The sequence below is a fragment of the Aminobacter sp. BA135 genome (assembly GCF_050859125.1).
Taxonomy (GTDB): domain Bacteria; phylum Pseudomonadota; class Alphaproteobacteria; order Rhizobiales; family Rhizobiaceae; genus Aminobacter; species Aminobacter ciceronei.
In genome coordinates this window covers 2,305,256-2,330,188 of the sequence record NZ_CP139572.1, presented here as the reverse complement: position 1 = coordinate 2,330,188, position 24,933 = coordinate 2,305,256, and the positions used below count along the sequence as shown (strand labels likewise).

Genomic DNA, 24,933 nt, shown 5'->3' with positions numbered 1-24,933 from the left:
GGTGATGCCCCCATCTCCCGACGCACCATCACCGCGTCCATGTAAAAACTAGGCGCGTCCCGGGGTACGGGTAATGTTACCGGGGGTTACATGTCACTGTTACGCGGGAGGTTTGGCCTGTTTCAGGCAACAAAAAAGCCGGATCCAAGAAGATCCGGCTGAGTTTGTTTGGAAGTGCCGATTAAGGCTAACCTCCAGAGGGGAACACTCGAGGGCGCTAATGGGAGGAGGAACGCGCCCTGGAGATGATCAATATATGTGCTCTCCTTGCCCAACAAACAAGCATCTATTTTGCAATGCACGCATGCAAAAACATACAGGCTGTGGTCTAACGACGTTAGAAGCCCGATAGGACCAGTTTTCGCCCCGAAAATCGCAGCCTGAGCATGCTGCAATGCACAACAAACAGCTGTGGCGACGCCAAGGATGACCTGAAACGCCCCGCGCCGGGAGATGCTGGCAAATCGGGCACGGCACGCTCATTGTTGCGGCGAAAGCCAAGCCAATAGGCAACATGCGGAATTTTCGAGCTGAGAGATCAAGAGGAGTGCAGGCCTTGCGCAAACCGTCCGCCATCCTCGGCAGCGCCATCTTCTTCATCGCGGCACCGGGTGTCGTCGCCGGCCTCGTGCCCTGGCTCGCGAGCGGGCGCTACGGCCTGCCGATGGCGTCGTGGCCACTCGCCATCCTGGGCGCCGCGCTGGTCGCTGTCGGCCTCGGCGTGCTGCTGCACGCCTTCGCCCGTTTCGCGCTGGAAGGGCTCGGCACCCCTGCCCCGGTCGCACCGACGGACAGGCTGGTGGTCGGCGGCGTCTACCGCCACGTGCGCAACCCGATGTATGTCGCCGTGCTGTCGATCATCCTCGGGCAGGCGCTGATCTTTGCATCCTGGCAGCTTGCCGCCTATGCCGTCATCATGGGCGCTGTGATGGCGACCTTCGTCCGGATCTATGAGGAGCCGGTTCTGCTGCGGCAATACGGTGCCGACTACGAAGCTTACCGCCAAAACGTTCCCGGCTGGCTGCCCCGGCTCACGCCCTGGCGTGGAGCTTAGGCCGGAACAAGATCGGCCAGCCGGAAACGATGTCGGCAGGCGAAGGTTCAGCCGCTCGGCATGCCCGCGAAGGCCACGAGATCGGGATCGATCCTGTCCCAGGCGTGGCCTCGGGCACTGTAGGTCAGCACCTGAGGCTGGAACTGGCCCGGATCATCCAGGCTGCCGGCATGGATCGCGATCGCTTCGGGCGCTGCGGCGAAGGTCACGAACACAGGCGTTCCGCACTCAGGGCAGAAGCCATGGATCTTGTCCTTGCCGCTGTCGGCCACGACCCGCCAATGCTTTGCTTCGCCCGTCATCGCCATCTCGGCGCGCCTGGCAAAGGTCAGGTACGAGCCATGCCCGGTGCCGCTACGCTTCTGGCAATCCAGGCACTGGCAGTGGTTCTGGAAGATCGGCTCGTTTGTCGTCTCGTAGCGGACAGCACCACAGGCGCAGCCGCCGGCACAAAGCTTGGTCGTCATTGGGGTTCTCCGGGATGCGGGCAGCCGATCATGCCGTTTTTGGCTTGGCGAAAACGTCGAGGGAGCGTCCCGTTTCGAGGAAGGATTTCAGGCTGGACAGAACGATCGGCCAGCCCTTGCTGATGCCTTTCGCCATGCCGCTGCCGGCTTCGAGTTCGTCATGGGTAACGGTCAGCCGAACCATGGTGTCGTATTCATCGATGTCGAACGTCACCCGACTGTAGCTTGCAGGATTTGCAGCCTCGGACGGGTCTGCCCAGGTTATGACGAGGCGGCTGGGTGGCACGGTCTCGACGACCTTGCCGACAACCTTGACGGCCCGCTCGCCATGGGCCTGGACATGCTCCCACGTCGAACCCGGATTCCAGTCGGAAATGTTTTCGTGGCCCCAGTAGCGCCTTGCGACATCCGGCTTGGTGATTGCCTCGAACACCTTGTCCGGTGTCGAGACGATGTAGGTCACGTAGACGAAGCTCGTCTTTTCCTGGCTGGTCATTGTCATTCTCCTTCGAGTTCTTTCTTCAGGTCATGCAGCAGGCTTAGCCGCTGGACCTCGAACTTGCGCACCCACCGCTCGTAAACCTCGTGGATCGGAACGGGGTTGATGAAATGCAGCTTCTCGCGGCCGCGCCGGACCGATGTGACCAGGTTGGCCGCCTCCAGTATCCCGAGATGCTGGGTGGCCGATTGCCGAGCCATATCGAGGTTTGCACACAACTCACCGAGCGACTGTCCGTTCTTTTCGAAGAGAAGATCGAGCAGCTTCCTGCGGGTCGGGTCGCTCAAGGCCTTGAATACGTCGTCGGCGTCCATCGTCCTCACTCACTTACCGCCGTAAATATGCAGGCAAATACCTGCATGTCAAGTCATGCAGGTATTTGCCTGCATATTTATGCGAACACCATCGTCCGCTCGGGTTGTCGAGCGGTACAGCCTGCCCGGTCCACGCGCAGGCGCCAGGTAGCCGGGAACAGGCCGATCAACGCAGCCGCATTGTCGCTTGGAACGGAAACCGATTGTCGGGGCGCGCCTGCGTCCACGCGTGGGAAAGCCTGCCCTCGCCGAAGCGAGGGCTTTTCGCAGCGGGCGTGATCGGAGTGGGAGCCTAGTAGGCCCAACTCCTGGCCTTGGCGATGACGAAGTCGCGGAAGACGTGCAGCTTGGCCTGCTCGCGCATGGCGTCGGGATAGGCGAAATAGGTGTCGAAGGACGGCACCTCGGTTTCGGGCAGGAGTTGCACCAGTCCGGCATCCTTGCCGATGACATAGTCGGGCAGCATGGCGATGCCGGCACCCGTCTGCACCGCCTTCTTGATCGACAGGATGTCATTGATCTGCAGCGTCGGCACACGCTGGCCGCCCTCGAAGTCGCCGACGGTTTCCAGCCAGTTGAGCTCGCTCAGGTGCGTCGGCACCGGCACGCCGAAGGTGACGATACGGTGGTTCTTGAGGTCGGCGATCGAGGCCGGCTTGCCGTATTTGTTGACGTAGGCCGGCGACGCATAGAGGTGGAAATGCACCGTGAACAGCCGGCGCTGTATCAGGTCCGGCTGCTGCGGCTGACGCAGGCGGATCGCGCAATCGGCCTGGCGCATGGTCAGGTCCAGCTCCTCATTGGCGAGGATCAGCTGGATCTGGATATCGGGATAGAGCTCGAGGAACTCCTGGATGCGCTCGGTCAGCCAGCCGGCGCCGAGGCCGACGGTCGTCGTCACCTTGAGCACACCAGACGGCCGGTCCTTGGTCTCGGTCAGCCGCGTCTTGATCGTCTCGAGCTTCATCAAGACGTCATGCGCCGTGCGGAACAGCATCTCGCCCTGCTCGGTCAGCACCAGGCCACGCGCGTGCCGGTGAAAAAGGGGCACGCCGATGTCGTGTTCGAGCGCGCTCACCTGGCGCGAAATCGCCGACTGCGACAGCCTCAGCGTCTCCGCCGCGTGCGTGAAAGAGCCAGCCTCCGCCGCTGCGTGGAACACGCGCAACTTATCCCAATCCAACGCCATTTTTCCCCTCGTTTATAAGGCGTTTGGTCGGCCTATTCGGCCGCTTCGCGATGCACTTCAACTCCCGCCAGATACTTCTCGGCTTCAAGCGCTGCCATGCAGCCAAGACCTGCCGCCGTCACCGCCTGGCGATAGATGTCGTCGGTCACGTCGCCGGCGGCGAACACGCCCGCAACGTTAGTCCGCGTCGAATTCGGCTCGGTCCAGAGATAGCCGTTCGACTTCTGCTTGAGCTTGCCGACGAACAGCTCGACCGCCGGTGCATGGCCGATCGCCACGAACACGCCGTCCGTAGTCATTTCGGTGATGGCGCCGGTATGCACATTCTTCAGCCTCACGCCGTTGACCGACGGCGGCAGCGGCTTCTGCGCCGGCGCACCGACAATCTCGTCGACTGCCGAGTCCCAGATCACCTTGATGTTGGCCTTGGCAAACAGCCGTTCCTGCAGGATGCGCTCGGCGCGGAAATGATCGCGGCGATGAACGACGGTCACCGTCTTGGCCAGATTGGAGAGATAGAGCGCCTCTTCGACCGCCGAATTGCCGCCGCCGACGACCACCACGTCCTTGCCGCGATAGAAGAAGCCGTCGCAAGTGGCGCAAGCCGAAACGCCAAACCCCTGGAACACCTGCTCGGAGGGCAGGCCCAGCCACTTGGCCTGAGCACCGGTGGCGATGATCAGCGCGTCGGCGGTGTAGATGGTTCCGGAATCGCCCTTGGCGCGGAACGGCCTGACGTCGAGATCGACCTCGGTGATGATGTCGTTGATCATCTCGGTGCCGACATGCTCGGCCTGCAGGCGCATCTGCTCCATCAGCCACGGGCCCTGGATCGGCTCGGCGAAGCCGGGATAGTTTTCGACCTCGGTGGTGATCATCAGCTGGCCGCCCTGCTGGATGCCCGCGACGAGCACCGGTTTCAGCATGGCACGCGCCGCATAGATCGCCGCCGTGTATCCGGCAGGTCCGGAACCGATGATGAGAACTGGCGCATGTTTGGCGGTCATCGAAGGGCCTTCGTGGTCGATGGAAAATGCAGCAGCCGTCAAAACGGGCTGCGGATCGTCCCTAATCTAGGTGTTCACCCATACCCCGCGCAAGGCGGCAAGATGTTACTCCCCCGAAAGCTGTGCACCGAACGAAGCAATTGTTCCGTCTGCGGCGTTTCACCGGCCATGGGCTTCCCAAGGGCTACGAGTAGTTTTATTACGTCATTGCGCAAGATTCTTGCGCAAACGCGGAGCACATATGCCGATCAAGGCCGACCTCGACGCCATCGACTGGAAGATTCTGCGTGAGCTTCAGGACGACGGCCGCATGACCAATGTCGAATTGTCGCGCCGCGTCGGTATCTCGGCGCCGCCCTGCCTGCGCCGCGTCAAGCGGCTGGAGGACGAAGGCATCATCCAGCGCTACCGCGCCCTGCTCAACGCGCCCGCGCTCGGCATGGACGTCGTCGCCTTCTGTCTCGTCGGCCTCAACCGCCAGTCGGAAGTCGACCTCAAGGCCTTCGCCGACCGCACCCGCAACTGGCCGATCGTCCGCAGCGCCTGGATGGTCTCGGGCGAATCCGACTTCATGCTGCACTGCCTCGCTCCCGACCTCGGCACCTTCCAGGGCTTCGTCATCGAGGAACTGACTTCCTCCCCCAACGTCGACACGGTGCGCACGGCGCTGACCATCAGGCAGGTCAAGGACGACGGTCTGGTGGCCATCTAGGCCCCTGCAACCCTCGCCCTGCCCGCCAAGCGTTATGGCAGCAGCAGGATGTTTGTTTGGGCGATGCTGATCGGAAGGTCGATGACCTTCATCTCCGCTTGGTTATGTCCATCGAAGATCATGCACTTTTCGTAGTAGCGCGACAGAAGCGATATGAACTCCCGCGCAACGCCCGGTGCGTAGACGCTGGGCGAATACTCTAGCATTACCGGCACGCGCCGCTCGAAAAGCTCGTGCATCGATTGGCTGGCGAAGGGCTCGGCTCCTTCAATGTCCATCCACACGAAGTCGATCTCAGCTGCAAGAACACCAGCCTCTGCAAGCACCTGCGCCACGGGCTTGATCGCAACGGCCACTGCGCCTTCAGAGTTTTCCAACGGAAAGAGGCTGCTTCCGCCAAAGTTGCCGGCTGCGCGATGCAAACTGCCTGTCTCGAAATCATTTCCGACCGCACAAGGAATGATAGTGACGAGTTGCTCAAGACCATTTTCCGCAACATTGCGCCGAAGTAGCGATAAGTTTCTCGGATCCGGCTCGACGGCGATAACCCTTGCAACTTTGCCAGACCGGCAGAAGTACACGGTCTGAGTACCGATGTTCGCGCCTATCTCCAGCACGGTCGCCCCACCGCTCGGCAAATAGCCTCGACGAGATAGGAAGGCGACCAATGCGTCGGAGAGATCCCGATCAAAATCCCCCGAGAGAAAAATACTTTTCCCGATGTACTCATGTGGCGAAAAAGACATGAAGTGGTCATCGAATTTCATAGTGACCGAGGTGACGTTCGTCAAAAGCACCTCGGATGAAATGCGTCGGCCATGCTTGCCGGAAACCAGTTTCCGGATGAACGCAACCTTCCAATTTCTCAGGGCGTTTTCTATTCCCTTTAAGGCGGTGATCTTCACAGTCCCTCAATCCAAAACGTCTGTTTCAGTCCCGTATTTTCCAACGTCCAAATACAGTGTCTGCAAAAAATGGCCTGTAGCCGGCCACAGGGGTAAACAAAACTCAGGAGAAAGGAACCCTGACCCTCTCAAGGCCGCGCAAGCGTGAGTTCAAGAACATCCACGCCTGCCGTAAGGGTCTCATGATTTCTCTTAGCGGTTTGCTCAGCCGCTCTTTTTGGCTCTTGAGTTCGGGCCGCTCATCTTCAAGAGTACTTTGGAAACCGACAACCTGGCTGCCTGCTCCAACCAGCATATCCTGAATGCAGATTGCGGGCGTCAACTGGTAGATCGTAAGATCAGCCCAAGCCGTACAAGCCGGATTGAACATGAATTGATCGACCGGATCGACAAAATCCTCACTCAAAGCAATGAGCTTCCGCGCGGCCGACTTCGACAAGATGTAGCCGCTTGCACCAGTATGTGTTGACCGAAGCCTCTTGAGAGAACGTCCCAGGGCAAGCTTGTTGCCCGTTCGGTCGAGGAGGGCATGCACCCTGGTGGTCTCCAGCTTCACCACGTCGGCATCGCCAGGAATCCAGGCAACGTTGCTCAGCAATTCGGCGAGGCCGGATCCGAAATGGACGTCGTCCTCGAAGACCACCCCATGGTTCTGCTCGGCGTTGGCGATCGCCTCCCAGCACGCCCGGTGGCTGAGAAAGCAGCCTGTTTCCCCAGGTCCGAGCTGGTAGATCAGCCCTGCCCGCTCGGGTCGGTGCAGTTTGCCCTCGGCAATCAGCTTCGCCCCGTCGACAGCCGGCATCCTTGTGAAGTCGAGGCCGAGATCGCCGAAGATCGTGGCCATACGCTGCAGGCGATCGGGCGAGCGATCCAGATTGATCAGGTAGATGTTCATTGGATGGTCGTTCAAATCCTGCCTCAACAAGTGGCCGGCGCCGGTCAGCGGAACCGCACCTTGCCCCATCGCTGCCCCCGAAGACCTGCGCCGACGGACGCGGCAAGGCGCCCAAGCGGTCTGGCAATCTCCCGCATCAGCTTTTCCGTGCCGCGCGCTTTTTCCTGTACCGGCCGTTCGTGTTTCAGCCCGCTGGCCAAGGCATCGGCGGCACCATCCTTGCCGACGACCACCTCCTGGACACAGATCGCCGGGTCGACCTGATAGATCGTCAGCGCATTCCAGGCGACGGAGACCGGATTGAACATGAACTGGTCGACCGGATCAGCGAAATCCGCGCTCAGTTCGAGCAGCTTGCGCGCGCCCTTGCGCGACACGATGTAGGCGCCCGTCCCCGGATGCGTATCGAGCAAGCGCCGTACCGAGCGGTCGCCGGCACGGGCAGCACTGTCGCGGTCGACCAGCGTCCGTACCAAGGTGGTTTCAAGCTTCACCACGTCGGCATCGACTGGAACCCAGCTGGTGTCGACAAGCAGTTCTCGTGCACCGGCCCCGAAGTGGACGTCATCCTCGAAGATTGCGGTGTACTCGCCGTCTGCCTTCGTCGCAGCGTCCCAGCACTTGATATGGCTGAGAAAGCAGCCGATTTCGCCACTGCCCAGGTCGTAATACATGCCCTTGCGAGCCTGCCGGTCAACCAGGTCCCGGCCGTCGACGGCCGGCACCCTGTGGAAGTCGAGCCCCAGCTCGCCAAACAGCGACGCCATGCGCTCGAGGCGCTGCGGTGCGCGGTCCAGATTGATGACAAAAATCTTCATTCCCGCGTACGCTTACCCTGCGCGCTGCGTGTCAGATCGCACCGTCAATTCGATGGACACCTTCTTGAACACCGACTGCCTGGCAGTCGCCAGCAGCGCCATGCGGAAGGGACTCGCCAGCTGTCGCCCGACCCGCCAGAATTCATGCGTGAGCTTCGCGATCCCGCGCCGCCTTGCGGAACGAGGATCGCTGCGGTGAAACTGGCGCCGGTCCTGGGCAATCTGGCTCGTCAGCGAGCCGCCGACGGTGGCGTTCGGCGCCCACATGTCTTGAATGCAGACCGCCGGCATCAGCTGCAGCACCACGAGTTCATCAAGGATGCCCCGCTCCGGAGAATAGAGAATGACGTCGGCTGGTTCGCAGTGGCTCTCGGTATGGCCGAGCAGGCGACCTGCGGCAGTCCTCGACACGAAATAGCCTGCCGACCCCAGTTGCGCCGATTTCAGCCTGCGCAGTTCGTGTCCGGCAGGCTCGCCCCAGGTCTTGTGGGACAATTCGGCCCGGGCCAGATCCGTTTCGGCCCTGACCAGATCCACCCCCGCCGGGATCCAGCGATCAGACTTCAGAAAGCTCGCGGCATCGGCGGAGAAATGGATGTCGTCTTCAGCGACGAAAGCCCAGTCGTCATCGCCTTCGGCCACCAGCGCCCACGCCTTGCGGTGGCTGAGCAGGCAGGCCACCTCGGCGGGCGACATCGAATTGACGCCGGAGGACAGGCACCGCAGCCGCTCGAACTCCTGTTCGGGCAGCTGCTTGGCGTCGACCGCCGGCACACGGACTGTTGCAACGTCCATGCCGGCGACCTGCGCCATGAACCAATCGAGCCGGCCTGGCGACCGGTCGAGATTGATGAAATAGATTTTCAAAGCACGATCTCTACCATAGTCGTGCCCCCGCCCCGCAGTTGCCATAAGGCAAGCGAGGGCGGGCAGCAAGCCGGGGGCGCATTGCGGTGCAATATAGAGCAACCTTGATCAAGAATTCAGCATTATTTCAGGCGCCCAAGTGTTTTTCCGCATTAATCGCCTTGTTGCAGCTTCCGGTGGAGAACCGGAAAGCAAAACTGACTTAATACGAGAAATTCAAAGCATTTAAGCGGGCGTTACATTAGAATCGGCGGAGAAACTCGGGCCAATGCGGCAAGCCGGTTCCAGGCCCCTGTCAGCCCTTCGCCCACACCCGGTCATAGACCTCGCGCAACCCGGCCGCCTCGTTTTCGAGCCGGAAGCGTCTGGAGACGTCTTCATGCCCGGCAGCGCCATGAGCCTCGGCAAGAGCCGGATCGGCGAGATATGGCCTGATCGCCTCGCGCAAGGCATTGCCGTCATTGGCGGCAACAAAATCGCCGGTCACGCCTCGCGTCACGATCTCCGAATAGGAGCCGGCGTCGCTGGCAACGACAGCCGTGCGCGATGCCATCGCCTCGAGCGGCGTCAGCCCGAAGCCTTCATTGCGCGACGGCGCGACATAGAGTGTGACGCGCCGGTACCACACGGCAACGTCGGGCACCTCGCCGAGCAGCAGGATCCGTTCCGACAAGCCGGCTGCCGCGATCCGCTGCCTTAGCTCGTCGCCGAAACCCTTGTGCTCCGCCGTGATGCGCCCGGTGATGACAGCCGTCCACTCGGGATAGTGTGGCAGCAACGCGATCATCGCATCGACGAACAGGTCGGTGCCCTTCGAATGCCTGACCCTGCCGAAGCAGCCGATGGCATATTTGCCGGGCAACCCCGCGGCTGCAAAGGCGTCGTCGGGCCCGCGCTGCGGGTGGAACTTTTCGAGGTCGACCCCGTGCATCACCACCTTGTGCGGCACCTCGAGGAAACGCCCTGACATCAGGCTGGTCGCGATCACGCCATCCATCTGGCGGATCAGCCATTTGGTGAACGGCCTGTGGTCGCGCTGTGCCGCTGAAGTGAACACCAGCCTGATCTGCGCCCGAAAGAAGTGGCGCAGGACAAGCCCTGCCACCATCTCTGTGTTGCGCCTGGCGTGCCAGATGCGCGGCCGCCCGGTCTCAGGCCGCCTGAGCAGCCAAGGCAGTTGCCACCAGCGCATATTGGGCAGGCTGTCGGGCAGACCAGGCCCGAACACGGCAATGCCGAGGTTGCGCGCCTGCACCGGCACCAGTTGCACGATGGTGCTGGTGACACCGGAAAGCCGCTGCTTGAGATTGGGCGCGATCACTTCGGTGCGCGCCATGTCGACCGCGCCGGCGTTTTCGGCGCGGTTGCCTGCCTTGTTCATCGTGTCTGATCCGGCATCACCACAGCCAATGCCGCCTGTTGCCTCAGATGAACTGGACCTGGACGATCTCATAGCCGCGTGCGCCGCCCGGGGCGTTGACCTCGATGGCGTCGCCCACTTCCTTGCCGATCAACGCGCGCGCGATTGGCGAGGAGATCGAGATGCGGCCCGACTTCACGTCGGCCTCCTGGTCGCCGACGATCTGGTAGGTCTTTTCCTCTTCGGTATCCTCGTCGAGCAGCACGACGGTGGCGCCGAACTTGATCTTGTCGCCATTGAGCTTGCTGACGTCGATCACCTCGGCACGCGCGATCAGGTCCTCGAGTTCGTTGATGCGGCCTTCGTTGAGGCTCTGCGCTTCCTTGGCCGAGTGATACTCGGCGTTTTCCGAAAGGTCGCCGTGCGAACGTGCCTCGGCAATGGCTTCGATGATGCGCGGACGCTCTTCCTGCTGGCGCCAGCGCAGTTCTTCCTTCAGCGCAGCGAAACCACCCGCAGTCATCGGAACCTTGTTCATAATCGACCTCTCCTGGCCTTTGCCGCGCGGCCTTATGCTGCCGCGAGGCACAAAAAAAGAAAACGGTCCGGCAGCCTCGGCTAACGGAACCGTCTCACCTCTATCTCTGCTGAATATAGCAATCCTGTCGCAGAATTCACGTCAAAAAATGCGTTGGCCACCACTGACGTTGCAGCAGCGCAACCTGACGCTGCGCCCCCTCACCCGCTTGTGATTGAAGCTGTCGCGCTTTGATGCTCTGTAGCGGTTGCCGGAGCAGCCAACGCACCTATGTCGGATAGATGAGCATCAACACACCGCATTTCGTATTCCTCTTCGCATTGGCCGCCTCGCCGGCCTTCGCCCAGACCCAGAGCTTCAACACCGAAGCCGTCACCGTGCGCGCCGACGTCATTGCCGGAGGGCTCGATCATCCCTGGGGCCTCGATTTTCTGCCCGGCAACGAGGCAATCGTCACCGAGCGCTCGGGCCAGATCCGCATCCTGTCTCAGAACGGCTTGTCCGAACCCGTGTCGGGTGTGCCCGAGGTTGCCGCAAGCGGCCAGGGCGGCCTGCTCGACATTGCCGTCGCCCGCAATTTCGCAACGTCTGGCACGATCTTCTTCAGCTTCTCCGAGCCGGGACGCGGCGGCGCCGGCACGGCGCTTGCCCGGGCCAAGCTGGTCCGGGACGGAGCCAAGGCGCGGCTCGAAGATGTCAAGGTCATCTTCTCGATGAACCGCAAGAGCGGCTCCAGTCACCATTTCGGCTCGCGCATCGTCGTCAATGACGACGACACATTGTTCGTCACGACCGGTGACCGCGGCCAGGGCGATCGCGCCCAGGACATGCAGGACCATGCCGGCGCGGTCATCCGCATCAACGCCGACGGCTCCATCCCCAAGGATAATCCCTCGCCCGACGGCAAGGCCATGGCATCCGAAATCTGGTCGAAGGGCCACCGCAACCTCCAAGGCGCGACTTTCGATCCCGTACTGGGTGGGCTGATCACGGTCGAGCATGGCGCGCAGGGCGGCGACGAGCTGAACCGCCCGCAAGCTGGCAAGAACTACGGCTGGCCCGTCATCACCTACGGCCGCGACTATTCCGGCGCCAAGATCGGCGTCGGCACGTCGGCCAAGGGCTATGAGCAGCCGCTCTATTACTGGGATCCGTCGATCGCCCCTTCCGGCCTCGCCAGCTATCAGGGCGAGATGTTCCCGGAATGGAAGGGAGACCTGCTGGTCGGCTCGCTGAAGTTCGAACTTATCAGCCGTCTCGACCGCGACGCCAAGGGCAACATCCTCGACGAGGAACGCATCCTTGACGGCGCCTTCGGTCGCATCCGCGATGTCAATGTCGCCCCGGATGGCTCGATCTGGCTGCTGACCGACGAAGGCGACGGCATGATCGTCAGGTTGTCGCGAGGCGACTAGAGCGTTTCATTTTTTGAGAGAATCGTAGGATTCCCAAAGATTGGCGTTTGTGATTCAAGATGCTGGCTGGATGGAGGCCAGCATCTGATGACGCGAGCCCTTTCGAACGATCTTCGTGAGCGTGTTGTCGAAGCGGTTTGCGCCGGCGAGAACTGCCGTGCGGTGGCGTCGCGCTTCGGCGTTGCCGTTTCCTCGGTTGTGAAGTGGTCGCAGCGTTACCGTGCCACCGGGTCGGTTGCGCCGGGCAAGATGGGCGGACACCGCAAGCGGATTTTGGAGCCGCATCGTGCCTTCATCGTGGAGCGGATCAACCAGACCTCTGAACTGACGCTGCATCGGCTGAAGGACGAGTTGGCCGCACGCGGGGTGATGGTCTCGCACAATGCGGTCTGGATGTTCTTGAGGCGCGAGGGCCTGAGCTTCAAAAAAAACACTGCTCGCTCTTGAGCAGGGCCGAGCCGATATTGCTCGCAGGCGTCGGCGATGGCGGTCTTGGCAGGCCAGCCTGGATCCGCGGTGCCTGGTCTTCATCGATGAGACCTGGATCAAGACCAATATGGCTCCACTTCGGGGCTGGGGGCCAAGGGGCAAGCGCCTGCGCGGCTTGGCCCCGCACGGCCATTGGCGAACCCTGACCTTCCTGGGGGCATTGCGTTGGGACCGGCTTGCGGCACCTTGTGTCTTTGACGGACCAATCAACGGCCAGTGCTTCCGCGCCTATGTCGAGCAGCAACTCGTTGGCGTGCTGAAACCCGGCGATATTGTCATCATGGACAATCTGGGAAGTCACAAATCGGTCGCCATCAGGCAGATGATCAAGGCCGCTGGCGCCAGGCTTTGGTACCTGCCGCCCTACTCACCCGACCTCAATCCGATCGAGCAGGCCTTCGCCAAGATCAAACACTGGATGCGCCAAGCCCAGAAGCGCACCGTCGAAGAAACGTGGCGGCACGTCGGTCAACTCGTTGCGACCATCAAACCCGGCGAATGCGAGAACTATTTCGCAAACGCCGGATACGCTTCCGTCAAAACGTGAAAGGCTCTAGTCCAACGAAAAAGGGGACCGGGCGCTGCCCGGTCCCTTCGTGATCAGTGCCGGCGAACCTGCTTCAGGCAGCGTTTCGGCGCGGAAGTTTCCAGCCCGGGCGAACGAAGTGGCAGGTATAGCCGTTCGGGAAACGCTCGAGATAATCCTGATGCTCCGGCTCCGCCTCCCAGAAATCGCCAGCGGGGGCCAGTTCGGTTACCACCTTGCCTGGCCAGAGGCCCGAGGCATCGACGTCCTTGATCGTCTCCTCGGCCACCTCCCGCTGCTCGTCGGAAGTGTAAAAGATCGCCGATCGATAGCTCGTGCCGCGGTCATTGCCCTGGCGATCCTTGGTCGTCGGATCGTGGATCTGGAAGAAGAACTCCAGAATGTTGCGGAAATCGGTCTTCGATGTATCGAAATCGATCTCGATCGCCTCGGCGTGGCTGCCGTGATTGCGGTACGTCGCGTTCTTCACGTCGCCGCCGGAATAGCCCACCCGGGTCGAGACGACCCCGGGAAGGCGCCGGATCAAATCCTGCATTCCCCAGAAACACCCGCCAGCCAGAATTGCCTGCTCGGTCTTCATGCGGCTTCTCCTTTTTTGGTGATGGGCCTTAGATAGTGATCATGGGGGCGGTTTTCGAGTTCGCCGATCAAACTATGGCGTGAGCGAACACCCCCGCATCCCAGCTCCCAGTCTGGACATGACAAGGGCCGGGCAGCGCGCCCGGCCCTTGCTCGATATTGGCAGGCTCAGCCGGCACGCAGATAGGCGTCGATGTGTTCTTCCAGCATGCCGTATTCGCGGCAACCCTTGCCGCAGCGCTTTTCGATCTCCGACAGTTGCACACGGGCAGCCGCGACATCGCCGAGCATCAGATGCGCCTCGCCCATATATTCACGCACCAGCGTGTAGTCGGGGTTGTTGCGCAGCGCTTCTTGGTAGTAGCCGAGGCCGACGAGCACGCGGCCGGCCTTGCGGTGGGAATAGCCAAGATAATTGAGGATGCGCGGGTCGGTCTTGTCCTGGGCCAGCGTCAGAACCTTGATCGCCTCGTCATACTTGCCGTCCATGGCAAGCGCGCGACCGGCCGAATAGAGGCTGTCGTCGTCGATCATGCCGGCCTTGGGCGGTTCGCATTTCTTGGTCTTCTTGTTGTAGACCAGGCCATTGTCGCATTTCACCTCGTCGCCGCTGCTGCTTCCGCCGCTGTCGGCCGAAAACACCGGCACTGCCAGCAACGGCAGCGACACCAAAACGCCTGCAAGCACTTTCGCAAATCGGGTCTGCATCGCTACCTCCTAAAATGCGCCCATCGACAGACTAACGCAGATCGAGCTGCTTTTCATCCCGCGCTGAAATCGCGTAGCGATCCGTTCATGCCCAGTTGCTAGCGTGGACGCGCGGAGGCTTGCGGCATGGACGAGATTGACGGCGACGGGCTGCTACAGCACGACATACCAGCACACCCCGCCCTTCGCGTCGGCCTGATCGCCATCCGTGCCTTCGTCGTCAAGCATCGCCACCTGGGAGCTTTACCCTGGCGTCTGGCCGCTCAACGCCACGAGCCCGTTCTTGCTGTGCCTCATTCTGGGCGCTTGGTCCGTCGGCGTGCCGGCGATATGGGGCGGCCTGACGGGGCCGGCAATCCATTGGACAGTCGGCTCCGGCCGCATCGAAATCGTCGAGAAGCGTCCGTTCAGGCAGGCCAGGCATCACCTCTTTGGGCCCGACCAGATCGAACGGTTCGAAACCCGGGAATGCCCTGCCATGGAAGGCGACAGCACCTGGCGCGTCACCATGACCGCCCGCAACGGCAAGCGCTTCGACACCCGCGACTTCGGCACCCGCAAGACCGCTGACGCTTTTCGCGAACGCGTCGGGGGCCTGTTCAACAGTTGACCGCCGCAGCGGTGCCTGCGACGATCTCCGGCAGGCCATGCCTGTCAGCCATTCAGATAACCGTCGATCTGCTCCCGCAGCAGCCCGTACTCGCGGCAGTCGATGCCGCAGCGCTTCTCGATCTCCGACAGCTGCTGCCTGGCACCGGCAACGTCGCCGAGCGTCAGATGCGCCTCGCCCATATATTCGCGTACCGGGATGTAGTCGGGATCGTTGAGGATCGCCTCCTGGTAGTAGCCGAGGCCGACGAGGATGCGCCCCGCCTTGCGGTGCGAATAGCCGAGATAGTTGAGGATGCGGGCGTCGGTCTTGTCGTGCGCCAGCGTCAGCACCTTGATCGCGTCGTCGTACCGGCCGTCCATGGCCAGCGCCCGCCCGGCCAGATAGAGGCTGTCGTCATCGATCATGCCGGCCTTGGGTGGCTCGCATTTCTTGGTTTTCTTGTTGTAGACGAGGCCGGTGCGGCATTTCACCGGGTCGCTGCCGCCGCCACTGCCGCTGCCGCCACCCGTTCCGCCGCCACCACCTCCGCCTCCGTCGGCGGAGATCACAGGAACGGCAAACAGCGGCAGTGCCACCAGCGCGCCGGCCACAAGCTTCATATATCGGCTATGCATGGCTACCTCCACCGATGCGTCCCCCGTCGAGGCAAACGCATCGGCTGAGCTCTTTCGTCCTCAGCCGCGGAAAATCAGTGCTGCCCCGCCGGCGATCAGCGCGAAACCCATGGCGTGGTTCCAGGTGAGGCCTTCCTTGAGGTAGAAGACCGAGAAGATGACGAAGACGCTGAGTGTAATCACCTCCTGCATCGTCTTCAGTTCCGCCGCCGTATAGACCTCGTGGCCGATGCGGTTGGCCGGCACCGCCAGCCAGTATTCGAAGAAGGCGATCAGCCAGGAGAAAATCACCGCCGCATAGAGCGGGGCCGCCTTGAACTTCAGGTGCCCGTACCAGGCGAAGGTCATGAACACGTTGGACGCAATCAGCATCAGCACAGGAAGAACCTTGGGCGAAAGCAGAAAAGCCATGGGGAAATACCGTCTGGAGGGGGGAGGAAGGCGCGCTATATCCGCCTCTCCTAAAGTCATGTCAACCACGACAACCCCGCCGCGAACATCGAGGCAGTGACGTCGCCGCCAAATGCGCTATCATCAGCCGGGGGGAAGGCAACAGGAGCACGCTCGTGCAGCAGCGGCGCGAAAAAGAGTGGGACCTGACCATTGGCCCGGACACCGTCCGGCTGTTCATCCTCAAGGCCAAGGCGATCAGCGCCGGCGTCAACGAAGACTATGAAGACGGCGCCGAGCACGAGGTCGAATATGACGGCGACACCCACGACAACCATCGCCATGATGGCCTCGCCGAGGAAGAGGCGGAAAACCTCACCGAAAAAGAGCTACGCGGGCTGATCGCCGACCTCAATGTCGACCAGGCTGCCGAACTGGTGGCGCTCGCCTGGGTCGGGCGCGGCGACTACGACGCCGCCGAATGGGCGGACGCGGTCGCCGAGGCACGGCAGCGCGGCAATCGTCGTACCGCCAAATACCTGCTCGGCATGCCGATGCTGGGCGACTGGCTCGAGGAAGGCCTCGAGGCCCTGGGCGCCTGAAGCATCGCTTGCCACTTCCGCCAGATGACAACGCCGTCACCGAATTTGATCGCGCGGCAGCGTCCCCTCGGCAACCGCGAACGATCGACAACGTTGAGCGGCGATGCACACAGCCAAATCCCGCCTGCTTTCCCTGATCCTTATCCTGCCGCTTGCGACCTTCGCAGCGCCCCCGCACGGCTTTGCCCAAGCCAGCAAGGTCGAAGCAAGCAAGACGTCACTACCCAATCGAGCACCGGTGCCACAGGCCGCACCCGTGCAGGCCATGCCCAAACCGCCCCCGGCTGCGTCGACACAAGCCGGGCAGGCTTTGGTTCCCACACCCGAGCCGCGTCCCTACGCTCCCGACCAGCGGCGAGCCCGAGAAATGTTCGGCCCGCCAATTCCTGAGGCGATGTCGAAGGCTGAAGCAATACCAACAACCGTCCCCATACCCTCCTCGCGCCCGGATGGCCCCGAAGCACCACGTGGGCGAGAGACGTTTGGTCCGCCGGCGCCAAAGATGCTGCCCGACAAGCGTTCCTACGTCGCGCGGCCGGCAACGATGCCGATCGAGGAGACCGCCTGCCGCACACGCCTGAAGGTGCTCGGCGCCGAGTTCGAGGAGCAGGCGCCGCAAAGCGACGCCGACGGTTGCGCCCTGCCCTTTCCGCTCAAGCTGAAGCGTCTCTCGCGGTCCATCGACATCGAGCCCGACGCGATCATCAACTGTGCCACCGCCGAGACCTCCGCCCGCTTCGCCACGGAAGTCATCGCCCCTGCCGCGAGAACCGAGCTCGGCGAGGAACTGACCGTCGTCGGGCAGGCTTCGGCCTATGTCTGTCGGCCGCGCAACGGCACCCGCAAACTGTCCGAGCATGCCTTCGGCAACGCCCTCGATATTGCCCGTTTTACCCTGACCGGTGGCACGTCGGTCGAGGTCGAACCGGCGCCGCCGGAGAAGAATGCCAAGTTCCTTGATGCTATACGCAAGGCGGCTTGCGGGCCGTTCAAGACGGTGCTCGGTCCAGGCAGCGACGCCGACCACGCCCGGCACCTGCATATCGACCTCGCCCCGCGCAAGAATGGCGGCACATTCTGCCAGTAGGCCTGCCCCGCCACCCACGCCGCAATTCGGCCCCAGCCGTAAACGCTGCCGCTGATCTTTCCTTTACCCTTGGCGGCTAGGCTTATTTCCTCAAGGGGACAGGAGCCTTCGCATGGCCGCAGATTCGCGCGCCACCATCCCGGTCGGATCGCCGCGAACCGCGCGCCAGCGCGCGCTGCTGCTCGCCACGACCCTTGTCGCCGTCGGTCTCGGCCTCAGCTCATGCACATCGGGCGATGTGTTCGCGCTTCAGCCCGCCGTCGATGTCGGCTCCCAGACAGCGTCGCTCGGCCCCGTACAGGCCGCCCCTGTCATTGTCGAGCCGCAGTCCGATCCGGCGCTTGTCGCCCAGGCGGCGCCCATGATCGAGCCGACGCTCGACGCACAGGCCGCGCAATTCGAGCAGATCCAGCCTGAAGCGCCACAGCCTGTGCAGACCGCCGCGCTCGCGCCTGCCCAGGGGCGCGGCATGCAGACGCTGGTGCCGTCCAACCCCTATATGGTCGCCTATCCCAAGCTCGACGATCCCTCCAACGAGCCGCAAAGTGCGCCGATACGGCCTGCCGTCATGCCGGCCGACGAGGTTGACTGCCGCAGTGACCTGAAGAAACTCGACGTCACCTACCGCGACCTTCCGCCGATCCGAGACGGCGCCGCCTGCGGTATCGACTACCCGGTCAAGGTGTCGGCCATCGGCTCGGTGCAGATGAAGCCGGCAGCCGTCGTCACCTGCCAGATGGCGGCCAGTTTCGCCGCCTGGACCAAGCGCGACCTCGTTCCCTCCGCCCGGCTGCGCTATTTCTCCGGCGTCAAGACCATCCACCAGGGCTCGAGCTATTCCTGCCGCAAGATCGCCGGCACCCGCACCCTGTCAGAACATGGCAAGGGCAATGCGTTGGACATCATGCGCATCGAGCTGAACAGCGGCCGCGACATCGACGTCGAAAAGCCGGGCCTGTTCGCCTTCCGCACCCGCGGCTTCCTTAACACCATTCGCGCCGACGGCTGCAGCTATTTCAACACCGTGCTTGGCCCCGGCTACAATTACGACCACCGCAACCATTTCCACTTCGACATCAAGCAGCGCCGCAACGGGTACCGCGCCTGCCGCTAGCGTTTGCGCGCCCGTGTCATGAAGCCAGGCAAGATGCGCTTTACAAAAGACATCGCTAATACTTAATCTGCGGATGCAACCCATGATTTGTCCCGAGTTCAATGTCGCGCCACTGCTTTGGCTCGACCCATCGGCAGCGGGGTTTGATGCTACGGGGAAAACTGCACCGACAGGCGACCCTTTGGTTCATTACGCTCTGCGTGAGCTATCTCGCGCTCGCCTATTTCGCGGCTCCTGAATTCTGGTCGCTCCGTTTCCTGCGCGACGGCCCCCGGCCTGAATCGCTGCTCACCACGACGGAACAAGGCATCCCGGGTGACCCGATCAATATCGGCCTCGTCGGCAGCGAGCTGGACGTGACCGCCGCGTTTACCGCCGCCGGCTGGGACCGCGCCGACAAACTGTCGGTGAAATCAGCGCTGGAAATCGGCGAAAGCGTGCTGCTCGACCGGCCTTATGTCGACGCGCCGGTCAGCACGCTCTTATTCAACGGCCGGCGCCAGGATCTCGCATTCGAAAAGCCTGTCGGCAAAAGCGCCGACGTCCGCCACCATGTCCGGCTGTGGCTGACCTTCACGCCCGGTGCCGACGGGCGCCCGACCTGGTACGGTGCGGCGAGCTTCGATCGCGGCATAGGCGTCAGCCACGACACCGGCGCCGTCACCCATCACATCGGACCCGACATCGATGCCGAGCGCGATTCGCTGATCGGCGATCTGACATCGGCCGGACGCATCATCGAGGTAAAGACGATGTCAGGCATCGGCCTGACCAAGGCCGGCCGCAATGGCGAGGGTGACCCCTATTACACCGACGGAAAGATGCTGATGGCAGTTCTGGTGCCTGACAAATAGCCCCAGCCTCGACCCGCTCTTGTGCCGCTGGGGAAGAGTATTTTTGCTGCCGTCTTTTCGAAAGGCCTTGAGCAATGCTATGCAGCGAGCATCATGTTATACGCTGAAATCGCTATCGTGGTCGTCCTCATCTGTGTGAACGGCCTTCTGGCAATGTCCGAACTTGCCATCGTTTCTTCCCGTCCAGCCCGCCTCAAGGCGATGATCGACCGCAACGTCAAGGGCGCCGGTCGCGCGCTCGAACTCGGTGCCAACCCCGGCAAGTTCCTGTCGTCGGTGCAGATCGGCATTACTCTCGTCGGCGTTCTCTCCGGCGCCTTCTCAGGCGCCACGCTCGGCGAACGCCTGAGCGGATTTCTCGCCGCCAACGGCATGAGCGCCGGCGCCTCCAACGCGCTTGGCGTCGGCATCGTCGTTGCCATCATCACCTATGCCTCGCTGATCATCGGTGAACTCGTGCCCAAGCAGATCGCCCTGCGCGATCCCGAGGGCGTCGCCTCCCGCGTCGCCCCAGCCATGTCGACGCTCGCCAAGGTCGCGCTGCCGCTGGTCTGGCTGCTCGACATTTCCGGCCGCTCGGTGCTCTGGCTGCTCGGCCAGCGCGGTGAGAGTGAGGAAAAGGTCACCGACGAAGAGATCAAGATGCTGGTCGCCGAGGCCGAGCACCACGGCACCATCGAATCCGACGAACGGCGCATGATCGCCGGCGTCATGCGCTTGGGCGACCGCGCCGTGCGCGCCGTCATGACCCCGCGCACCGAAGTCGACTGGATCAATCTGCAGGCCGACGAGGCCGCCACCCGCAAACTTTTGATGGAAACGCAGCACTCGCGCCTGCCCGCCGGCGAAGGCTCGGTCGACGCCATGGTCGGCGTAATCCAGACCCGCGAACTGCTCGCCGCACTGCTTGCCGGCCGCAGCTTCGACCCACGTAAGCATGTCCGCACCGCCCCGATCGTCCACGATCAGGCCGACGCGCTCGACGTGCTCGCCACCCTCAAGCAGTCCGAAGTGCCGATGGCGCTGGTCCACGACGAGTACGGCCATTTCGAAGGCGTCGTCTCGCCCGCCGACATTCTCGAGGCCATCACCGGCGTGTTCCGCTCCGACCTCGACGAGGACGACGTCGACAATGCCGTCCAGCGCGAGGACGGCTCCTGGCTGCTCGCCGGCTACATGCAGGCCGACGAGATGGCCGACCAGCTCGGCATCGACCTGCCGGAGAACCGCGACTACGAAACCGTCGCCGGCTACGTGCTGTCGCATATGCACCACCTGCCCGCGACCGGCGAATGCGTCGACGCGCAAGGCTGGCGCTTCGAAGTCGTCGACCTCGACGGCCGCCGCATCGACAAGGTGCTGGCGTCGAAGCTGCCCGGCTGACACAGCGACCGGGTTGGTGCTGGCCCGGATACACCGGGCCGCTGAGCCACTGCAGCTCGCATTGTGAGGCTTGGTGATGGTCATGGGCTGACGTTTTGCCGTCATGGTTCTGGACCGTGTCTGACTCTTGGCAGTCACGGCATGGCAGGTGCCCCAAAGGCCCAAGTCACCGCCCACGACAAGACCAACGAAAAAGGGCGGCACAAGGCCGCCCCAGAATCCCCTGGGAGGAAAAGGCTCGAAGCCGCTCAGGCAGCCTTGGCTTCTTCGGCAAGAACGTCGGCCTCGCGCGCGACCTTCAGCGCCTTGGCCCACCAGGCGATCTCGGAGACCAGCCCGTTCGCCGACTGGTTGAGGTGCTCGAAGTCGGAGAGTTGCTTCTCGCCCTGGCGCACAGCCAGGAAGTCCGCCCAGACGATGTGCACGGCGGCCTTGGTCGGCGCCATCTGCAGTTCCACCGCATGCATGCGCAGCTGCTCGACGGCCCGCGCCCCGCCGACACCGCCATAACCGACGAAACCGGCCGGCTTCTTGTTCCATTCGGTGGCGGCATAATCGAGCGCGTTCTTCAGCACGGCGGTCGGACCGTGGTTATACTCGGCGGCAGTGAAGATGTAGCCGTCGAACTCGGCGACCTTCTTCTGCCAGCGCTGGGCGACCTCGTTTTGCGACGGCACCCAGGCGGACGAGGCGACCTCGTCGAAGAAGGGCAGCGGGAAATCCCTGAGGTCGACGATTTCGACCTCGATATCGGCGTGGGATTTTGCGATCCTGGCAATCCACTCCACCGGTGTATCGGCGAAGCGTGCGGCGCGCGTCGAGCCGATGACGATGGCGATCTTGGGTTTGGACATGGTAGGAACCTTTCGGGCGTGAGTATCTGCACGATACTGGTAACAAATGGATACCGACGCTATATAGGTGACTGAAAATCATCCACACAAGGAGGCACTTATTTGATACCGAGGCACCCGCACCGCACCGAGGATTGCCGCGCCGTCAGCGATATCCTGCAGCGCGTCGGCGACAAATGGACGGTGCTCGTCGTCGGCAAGCTCGGCGACGGTCCGATGCGCTTCAACGAGCTGCGCCACGCTGTCGGCGGTATTTCGCAGAAGATGCTGACCACCACCCTGCGCGGCCTGGAGCGCGACGGCTTCGTCACCCGTACCGTCTTCCCGACAATCCCGCCGCGCGTCGACTACGAACTCACCGACCTCGGCCGCGAACTGCTGGTGCCGGTGTTCGCGCTCGGCGAATGGGCGAGGCTCAACCAGCGTCGCGTCGCCGAGGCGCGGACGAAGTTTGATGCGGTGACGGGGTAGACCGGATTTCGATGCGCCCGGGATGGACCGAAGTCGTAGAGGCCGTGGGCCTGCTGCTGTCGTCACAGGAGCGCGAATTCTCGCCGCTGACGATCAGAAATGCTGAAGATTTCATCGAGCATGCGAGCGCGCGCCTGGCTCCGCCCGTGCATATCGGCCCGGGATATTGACCAACGCTCCTGCTCGGGGACGGCTCACCTCAGATATCGGTAGAGGTGTTCGACGACACATACGAACTCTACCGAATATATGAGGGCAGGACCGATGTCTTCGAGTTTGCACATGAACCTGGCCAGCCCTTCCCGGAAAAGCTGGACGAACTGCTTGCTTCGGCCTGTGCCCGACCAGCGGGCTGAAGCTTACTCCGCCGGCACCGGCTTCGGCTTGCCCTGCCCGTCCAGCGCTACCATGATGAAATCGGCGTCGGTCACCTTTTCCATCAGGTCGGAGAGATAACGCTGCGCCCAGGCCTCGACCTTGAGCGTCATCGAGGTGCGGCCGACACGCTCGACATGGGTGTAGATGCACAATGTGTCGCCGATCTTCATCGGCTTGGCGAAGGCCATTTCCTTGACCGCCGCCGTCACCACGCGACCGCGCGCGCGCTCGGCGGCGCGAATTCCGCAGGCAAGGTCCATCTGCGCCATGACCCAGCCGCCGAAGATGTCGCCGGCTGCATTCGCGTCGGCTGGCATCGCCAGCGTCCGCAGCGTGAGCTCGCCCGTCGGCTGGCCATCGGCATACTGAACCATCGTCTTTTCCCTCAGAATTTCCTCCGACCACCCGTATCGTCGTGGCAGCAGCCGCGTCAACGACGCATCTCTTGCATCGCCCGGTCGTATTTTTCACAGGCCATGCCGTAAGCGACGCCGAAGCCTGCGACTGAGGAGATAGTCTGACCGCATCGTGGAATTTCGACAGGCCGCCGACAGCATGCAGACGTTCGATTTCATTGTAGTCGGCTCGGGCTCCGCCGGTTCGGTGGTGGCCGAGCGGCTTTCGGCGAGCGGGCGCTTCTCGGTTCTGGTGCTCGAGGCCGGCGGCACCGACCGCCGCTTCTTCGTCCAGATGCCGCTCGGCTACGGCAAAACCTTCTTCGACCCCAAGGTGAACTGGAATTACGCCGCCGATGCCGACCCCGGCCTTGCCGGCAACAAGGACCACTGGCCACGTGGAAAAATCCTCGGCGGGTCGAGCTCGATCAACGCCATGGTCTGGATCCGGGGGGCTGCTGAAGACTTCGACGCCTGGCGCGAGGCTGGCAATCCGGGCTGGAGTTTTGACGATCTCCTGCCAGCCTTCAGAGCGATCGAAGACAACCAGGCAGGCGGCACCGACCTGCGGGGCACCGGCGGTCCGATCCACGTCACCGACAACAGGAAGAACGTCCATCCGCTGACCCATCGCTTCCTGGCTGCCGCGCAAGCGGCCGGCCTGCCCTTGAATCAGGACTTCAACGGCGCGGCCCAAGAGGGCGTCGGTGTTTATCAAATCACCACCAAAGGCGGCCGCCGCATGTCGGCGGCGCGCGGCTTCCTGCGCCCGGCGATGAAGCGCGCCAACGTCACCGTCGAGACAGATGCACTGGTCACCAAGGTGCTGTTCGAGGGCAAGCGCGCCTGCGGCGTCGAATATCTGCAGAACGGTGCCAAGCAGACGGCCCGCGCCGGGCGCGAGGTGATCCTGTCGGGCGGTTCGGTCAACACGCCGCAGTTGCTGCAGCTCTCCGGCATCGGCCCAGCAGCCCTGCTCGCCGATCTCGGCATCGATGTGCTGCACGCAAACGAACATGTCGGTCGAAACCTGCAGGACCACCAGGGCATCAACTACACCTGGAAGGCCAAGGTGCCGACCCTCAACCAGCTGTTACGCCCGTGGTGGGGCAAGGCACTGGCGGGCATGCAGTATCTTTTGCTGCGCTCGGGCCCGCTGTCGATGAGCATGAACCAGGGCGGCGGCTTCTTCCGCACCGACTTGAGCCGCGCCCGCCCCAACATGCAACTCTATTTCCAGGTCTTTTCCACCGTGCTGCCCAAGGCCGGCGAGCGCCCGATCCTGACGCCCGACCCCTTCCCCGGCTTTTCCATCGGCCTGTCCAATTGCCGCCCGTCAAGCCGCGGCGAGATCATGATCCGCTCAGCCGATCCGACCGTGCAGCCGCGCATCACCGTCAACGCCTATTCGACCAACAGCGACGTCGCCGAGATGCTCGACGCGGTCAAATTCCTGCGCCGCATCGCTGCGCAATCGCCCATCGCGGACGTCATCGCAGAAGAGGTTTTGCCAGGCCCGTCAATCACTTCCGACGCCGACCTGATTCAGGATTTCCGCAAGCGCTCAGGCACCGTCTATCACCCGGTGTCGACCTGCCGCATGGGCCCGGATCCGACGAGCTCGGTTGTCGATCCCCGGCTGCGCGTCCACGGCCTCACTGGGCTTCGCGTCATCGACGCCTCGATCTTCCCCGACAACATCACCGGCAACACCAACGCCGCCTCGATCATGACTGGCTGGAAGGGCGCGCAGCTGGTGCTGGAGGATGTGAGCAGTTTCCGATGTTGGCGCAGCCCCTCATCCTCACCCTGAGG

Annotated in this window: 29 protein-coding genes; 12 read left to right on the top strand and 17 right to left on the bottom strand. The window is 62.7% G+C overall.

The features are described from left to right. The first annotated feature begins 556 nt into the window (after window positions 1–556). Window positions 557–1,054 carry a methyltransferase family protein gene (locus SLT36_RS11440; protein ID WP_432287531.1) on the top strand — a complete coding sequence of 166 codons (498 nt, stop codon included), beginning with the start codon at window positions 557–559 and terminating at the stop codon, window positions 1,052–1,054. Window positions 1,055–1,101: 47 nt separating this feature from the next. Here SLT36_RS11440 and SLT36_RS11435 read toward each other — a convergent pair whose 3' ends face one another. The 5 genes from SLT36_RS11435 to trxB all read right to left on the bottom strand — a co-directional run bounded on the left by SLT36_RS11435 (window position 1,102) and on the right by trxB (window position 4,530). Continuing rightward, a complete protein-coding gene (locus tag SLT36_RS11435; protein ID WP_432287529.1) occupies window positions 1,102–1,521 on the bottom strand; it encodes a GFA family protein in 420 nt (139 codons plus the stop codon). A gap of 28 nt (window positions 1,522–1,549) precedes the next feature. Then, window positions 1,550–2,017 carry an SRPBCC family protein gene (locus SLT36_RS11430; protein ID WP_432287528.1) on the bottom strand — a complete coding sequence of 156 codons (468 nt, stop codon included), beginning with the start codon at window positions 2,015–2,017 and terminating at the stop codon, window positions 1,550–1,552. A 2-nt stretch (window positions 2,018–2,019) separates the two neighbouring features. Further along, on the bottom strand, window positions 2,020–2,334 hold the full coding sequence (locus tag SLT36_RS11425; RefSeq protein WP_432287527.1) for an ArsR/SmtB family transcription factor: 315 nt from the start codon (window positions 2,332–2,334) through the stop codon (window positions 2,020–2,022). A 292-nt stretch (window positions 2,335–2,626) separates the two neighbouring features. Beyond that, a complete protein-coding gene (locus tag SLT36_RS11420; protein WP_432287525.1) occupies window positions 2,627–3,523 on the bottom strand; it encodes a LysR family transcriptional regulator in 897 nt (298 codons plus the stop codon). A gap of 32 nt (window positions 3,524–3,555) precedes the next feature. Further along, complete coding sequence (gene trxB, locus SLT36_RS11415) at window positions 3,556–4,530, bottom strand: thioredoxin-disulfide reductase (protein WP_432287523.1); 975 nt, start codon at window positions 4,528–4,530, stop codon at window positions 3,556–3,558. Window positions 4,531–4,771: 241 nt separating this feature from the next. Between trxB and SLT36_RS11410 the strand changes: the two genes are divergently transcribed. Further along, window positions 4,772–5,242, top strand: a complete 471-nt coding sequence (locus tag SLT36_RS11410) for an Lrp/AsnC family transcriptional regulator (RefSeq protein ID WP_067959664.1) — start codon at window positions 4,772–4,774, stop codon at window positions 5,240–5,242. Window positions 5,243–5,274: 32 nt separating this feature from the next. On the opposite strand, the gene SLT36_RS11405 is transcribed toward SLT36_RS11410, so the two are convergent. From SLT36_RS11405 to greA, 6 genes are all read right to left on the bottom strand, one after another. Continuing rightward, complete coding sequence (locus tag SLT36_RS11405; protein WP_432287522.1) at window positions 5,275–6,147, bottom strand: FkbM family methyltransferase; 873 nt, start codon at window positions 6,145–6,147, stop codon at window positions 5,275–5,277. A gap of 103 nt (window positions 6,148–6,250) precedes the next feature. Further along, on the bottom strand, window positions 6,251–7,042 hold the full coding sequence (locus SLT36_RS11400; protein ID WP_432287520.1) for a glycosyltransferase family 25 protein: 792 nt from the start codon (window positions 7,040–7,042) through the stop codon (window positions 6,251–6,253). A gap of 44 nt (window positions 7,043–7,086) precedes the next feature. Further along, window positions 7,087–7,860, bottom strand: a complete 774-nt coding sequence (locus SLT36_RS11395) for a glycosyltransferase family 25 protein (RefSeq protein WP_432287518.1) — start codon at window positions 7,858–7,860, stop codon at window positions 7,087–7,089. A 12-nt stretch (window positions 7,861–7,872) separates the two neighbouring features. Then, window positions 7,873–8,727, bottom strand: a complete 855-nt coding sequence (locus tag SLT36_RS11390; protein WP_432287517.1) for a glycosyltransferase family 25 protein — start codon at window positions 8,725–8,727, stop codon at window positions 7,873–7,875. A gap of 295 nt (window positions 8,728–9,022) precedes the next feature. Next, the gene (locus SLT36_RS11385; RefSeq protein WP_432287515.1) at window positions 9,023–10,108 is read right to left on the bottom strand and encodes a glycosyltransferase family 4 protein; all 1,086 of its coding nucleotides are present in this window, start codon (window positions 10,106–10,108) and stop codon (window positions 9,023–9,025) included. 43 nt (window positions 10,109–10,151) lie between these two features. Continuing rightward, window positions 10,152–10,625, bottom strand: a complete 474-nt coding sequence (greA, locus tag SLT36_RS11380) for a transcription elongation factor GreA (RefSeq protein ID WP_115731214.1) — start codon at window positions 10,623–10,625, stop codon at window positions 10,152–10,154. Between the two features lie 281 nt (window positions 10,626–10,906). On the opposite strand from greA, the gene SLT36_RS11375 reads away from it, so the two are divergent. Next, complete coding sequence (locus SLT36_RS11375) at window positions 10,907–12,040, top strand: PQQ-dependent sugar dehydrogenase (RefSeq protein ID WP_432287514.1); 1,134 nt, start codon at window positions 10,907–10,909, stop codon at window positions 12,038–12,040. Window positions 12,041–12,127: 87 nt separating this feature from the next. Beyond that, window positions 12,128–13,076, top strand: a protein-coding gene (locus tag SLT36_RS11370; protein WP_432287513.1) for an IS630 family transposase whose coding sequence is annotated in 2 segments (ribosomal slippage) — window positions 12,128–12,463 and window positions 12,465–13,076 — 948 coding nt in all. Because the reading frame shifts where the segments join, the coding sequence is not laid out codon by codon here. A 73-nt stretch (window positions 13,077–13,149) separates the two neighbouring features. On the opposite strand, the gene msrA is transcribed toward SLT36_RS11370, so the two are convergent. Together msrA and SLT36_RS11360 are read right to left on the bottom strand one after the other, a co-directional pair. Then, complete coding sequence (gene msrA / locus SLT36_RS11365) at window positions 13,150–13,656, bottom strand: peptide-methionine (S)-S-oxide reductase MsrA (RefSeq protein ID WP_432287511.1); 507 nt, start codon at window positions 13,654–13,656, stop codon at window positions 13,150–13,152. Window positions 13,657–13,823: 167 nt separating this feature from the next. Next, a complete protein-coding gene (locus SLT36_RS11360; RefSeq protein WP_432287510.1) occupies window positions 13,824–14,363 on the bottom strand; it encodes a tetratricopeptide repeat protein in 540 nt (179 codons plus the stop codon). A gap of 208 nt (window positions 14,364–14,571) precedes the next feature. Here SLT36_RS11360 and SLT36_RS11355 point away from each other — a divergent pair, with 208 nt between their 5' ends. Beyond that, the gene (locus SLT36_RS11355) at window positions 14,572–14,973 is read left to right on the top strand and encodes a hypothetical protein (RefSeq protein ID WP_432287508.1); all 402 of its coding nucleotides are present in this window, start codon (window positions 14,572–14,574) and stop codon (window positions 14,971–14,973) included. 44 nt (window positions 14,974–15,017) lie between these two features. Here SLT36_RS11355 and SLT36_RS11350 read toward each other — a convergent pair whose 3' ends face one another. Together SLT36_RS11350 and SLT36_RS11345 are read right to left on the bottom strand one after the other, a co-directional pair. After that, entirely contained in the window at window positions 15,018–15,590 is a 573-nt protein-coding gene (locus SLT36_RS11350; protein ID WP_432287506.1) for a tetratricopeptide repeat protein, read from the bottom strand. Window positions 15,591–15,650: 60 nt separating this feature from the next. Further along, entirely contained in the window at window positions 15,651–16,001 is a 351-nt protein-coding gene (locus tag SLT36_RS11345; protein WP_067959623.1) for a DMT family protein, read from the bottom strand. 155 nt (window positions 16,002–16,156) lie between these two features. Here SLT36_RS11345 and SLT36_RS11340 point away from each other — a divergent pair, with 155 nt between their 5' ends. The 5 genes from SLT36_RS11340 (at window position 16,157) to SLT36_RS11320 (ending at window position 21,020) form a co-directional block, all read left to right on the top strand. Next, window positions 16,157–16,582, top strand: coding sequence for a DUF3775 domain-containing protein (locus SLT36_RS11340; RefSeq protein ID WP_067959620.1), 426 nt, complete (start codon window positions 16,157–16,159; stop codon window positions 16,580–16,582). Window positions 16,583–17,084: 502 nt separating this feature from the next. Beyond that, window positions 17,085–17,669, top strand: a complete 585-nt coding sequence (locus tag SLT36_RS11335; RefSeq protein ID WP_246340512.1) for an extensin-like domain-containing protein — start codon at window positions 17,085–17,087, stop codon at window positions 17,667–17,669. 112 nt (window positions 17,670–17,781) lie between these two features. After that, window positions 17,782–18,783, top strand: a complete 1,002-nt coding sequence (locus SLT36_RS11330) for an extensin family protein (RefSeq protein ID WP_432287504.1) — start codon at window positions 17,782–17,784, stop codon at window positions 18,781–18,783. Window positions 18,784–18,929: 146 nt separating this feature from the next. Continuing rightward, complete coding sequence (locus tag SLT36_RS11325; RefSeq protein WP_432287503.1) at window positions 18,930–19,637, top strand: LssY C-terminal domain-containing protein; 708 nt, start codon at window positions 18,930–18,932, stop codon at window positions 19,635–19,637. Window positions 19,638–19,730: 93 nt separating this feature from the next. Next, window positions 19,731–21,020, top strand: coding sequence for a hemolysin family protein (locus SLT36_RS11320; protein ID WP_154384805.1), 1,290 nt, complete (start codon window positions 19,731–19,733; stop codon window positions 21,018–21,020). Between the two features lie 248 nt (window positions 21,021–21,268). Here the strand turns inward: SLT36_RS11320 and SLT36_RS11315 are convergent, their stop codons facing one another. Then, the gene (locus SLT36_RS11315; RefSeq protein WP_432287501.1) at window positions 21,269–21,874 is read right to left on the bottom strand and encodes an NADPH-dependent FMN reductase; all 606 of its coding nucleotides are present in this window, start codon (window positions 21,872–21,874) and stop codon (window positions 21,269–21,271) included. A gap of 102 nt (window positions 21,875–21,976) precedes the next feature. Here SLT36_RS11315 and SLT36_RS11310 point away from each other — a divergent pair, with 102 nt between their 5' ends. Continuing rightward, window positions 21,977–22,345 (top strand): winged helix-turn-helix transcriptional regulator, encoded by a 369-nt coding sequence (locus SLT36_RS11310; RefSeq protein ID WP_432287499.1) that lies wholly within the window; start codon window positions 21,977–21,979, stop codon window positions 22,343–22,345. 359 nt (window positions 22,346–22,704) lie between these two features. Here the strand turns inward: SLT36_RS11310 and SLT36_RS11305 are convergent, their stop codons facing one another. Beyond that, window positions 22,705–23,097, bottom strand: coding sequence for an acyl-CoA thioesterase (locus SLT36_RS11305; RefSeq protein WP_154384803.1), 393 nt, complete (start codon window positions 23,095–23,097; stop codon window positions 22,705–22,707). 181 nt (window positions 23,098–23,278) lie between these two features. Here SLT36_RS11305 and SLT36_RS11300 point away from each other — a divergent pair, with 181 nt between their 5' ends. After that, window positions 23,279–24,931, top strand: coding sequence for a GMC family oxidoreductase (locus SLT36_RS11300; protein WP_432287497.1), 1,653 nt, complete (start codon window positions 23,279–23,281; stop codon window positions 24,929–24,931). The last annotated feature ends 2 nt before the right edge of the window (window positions 24,932–24,933 follow it).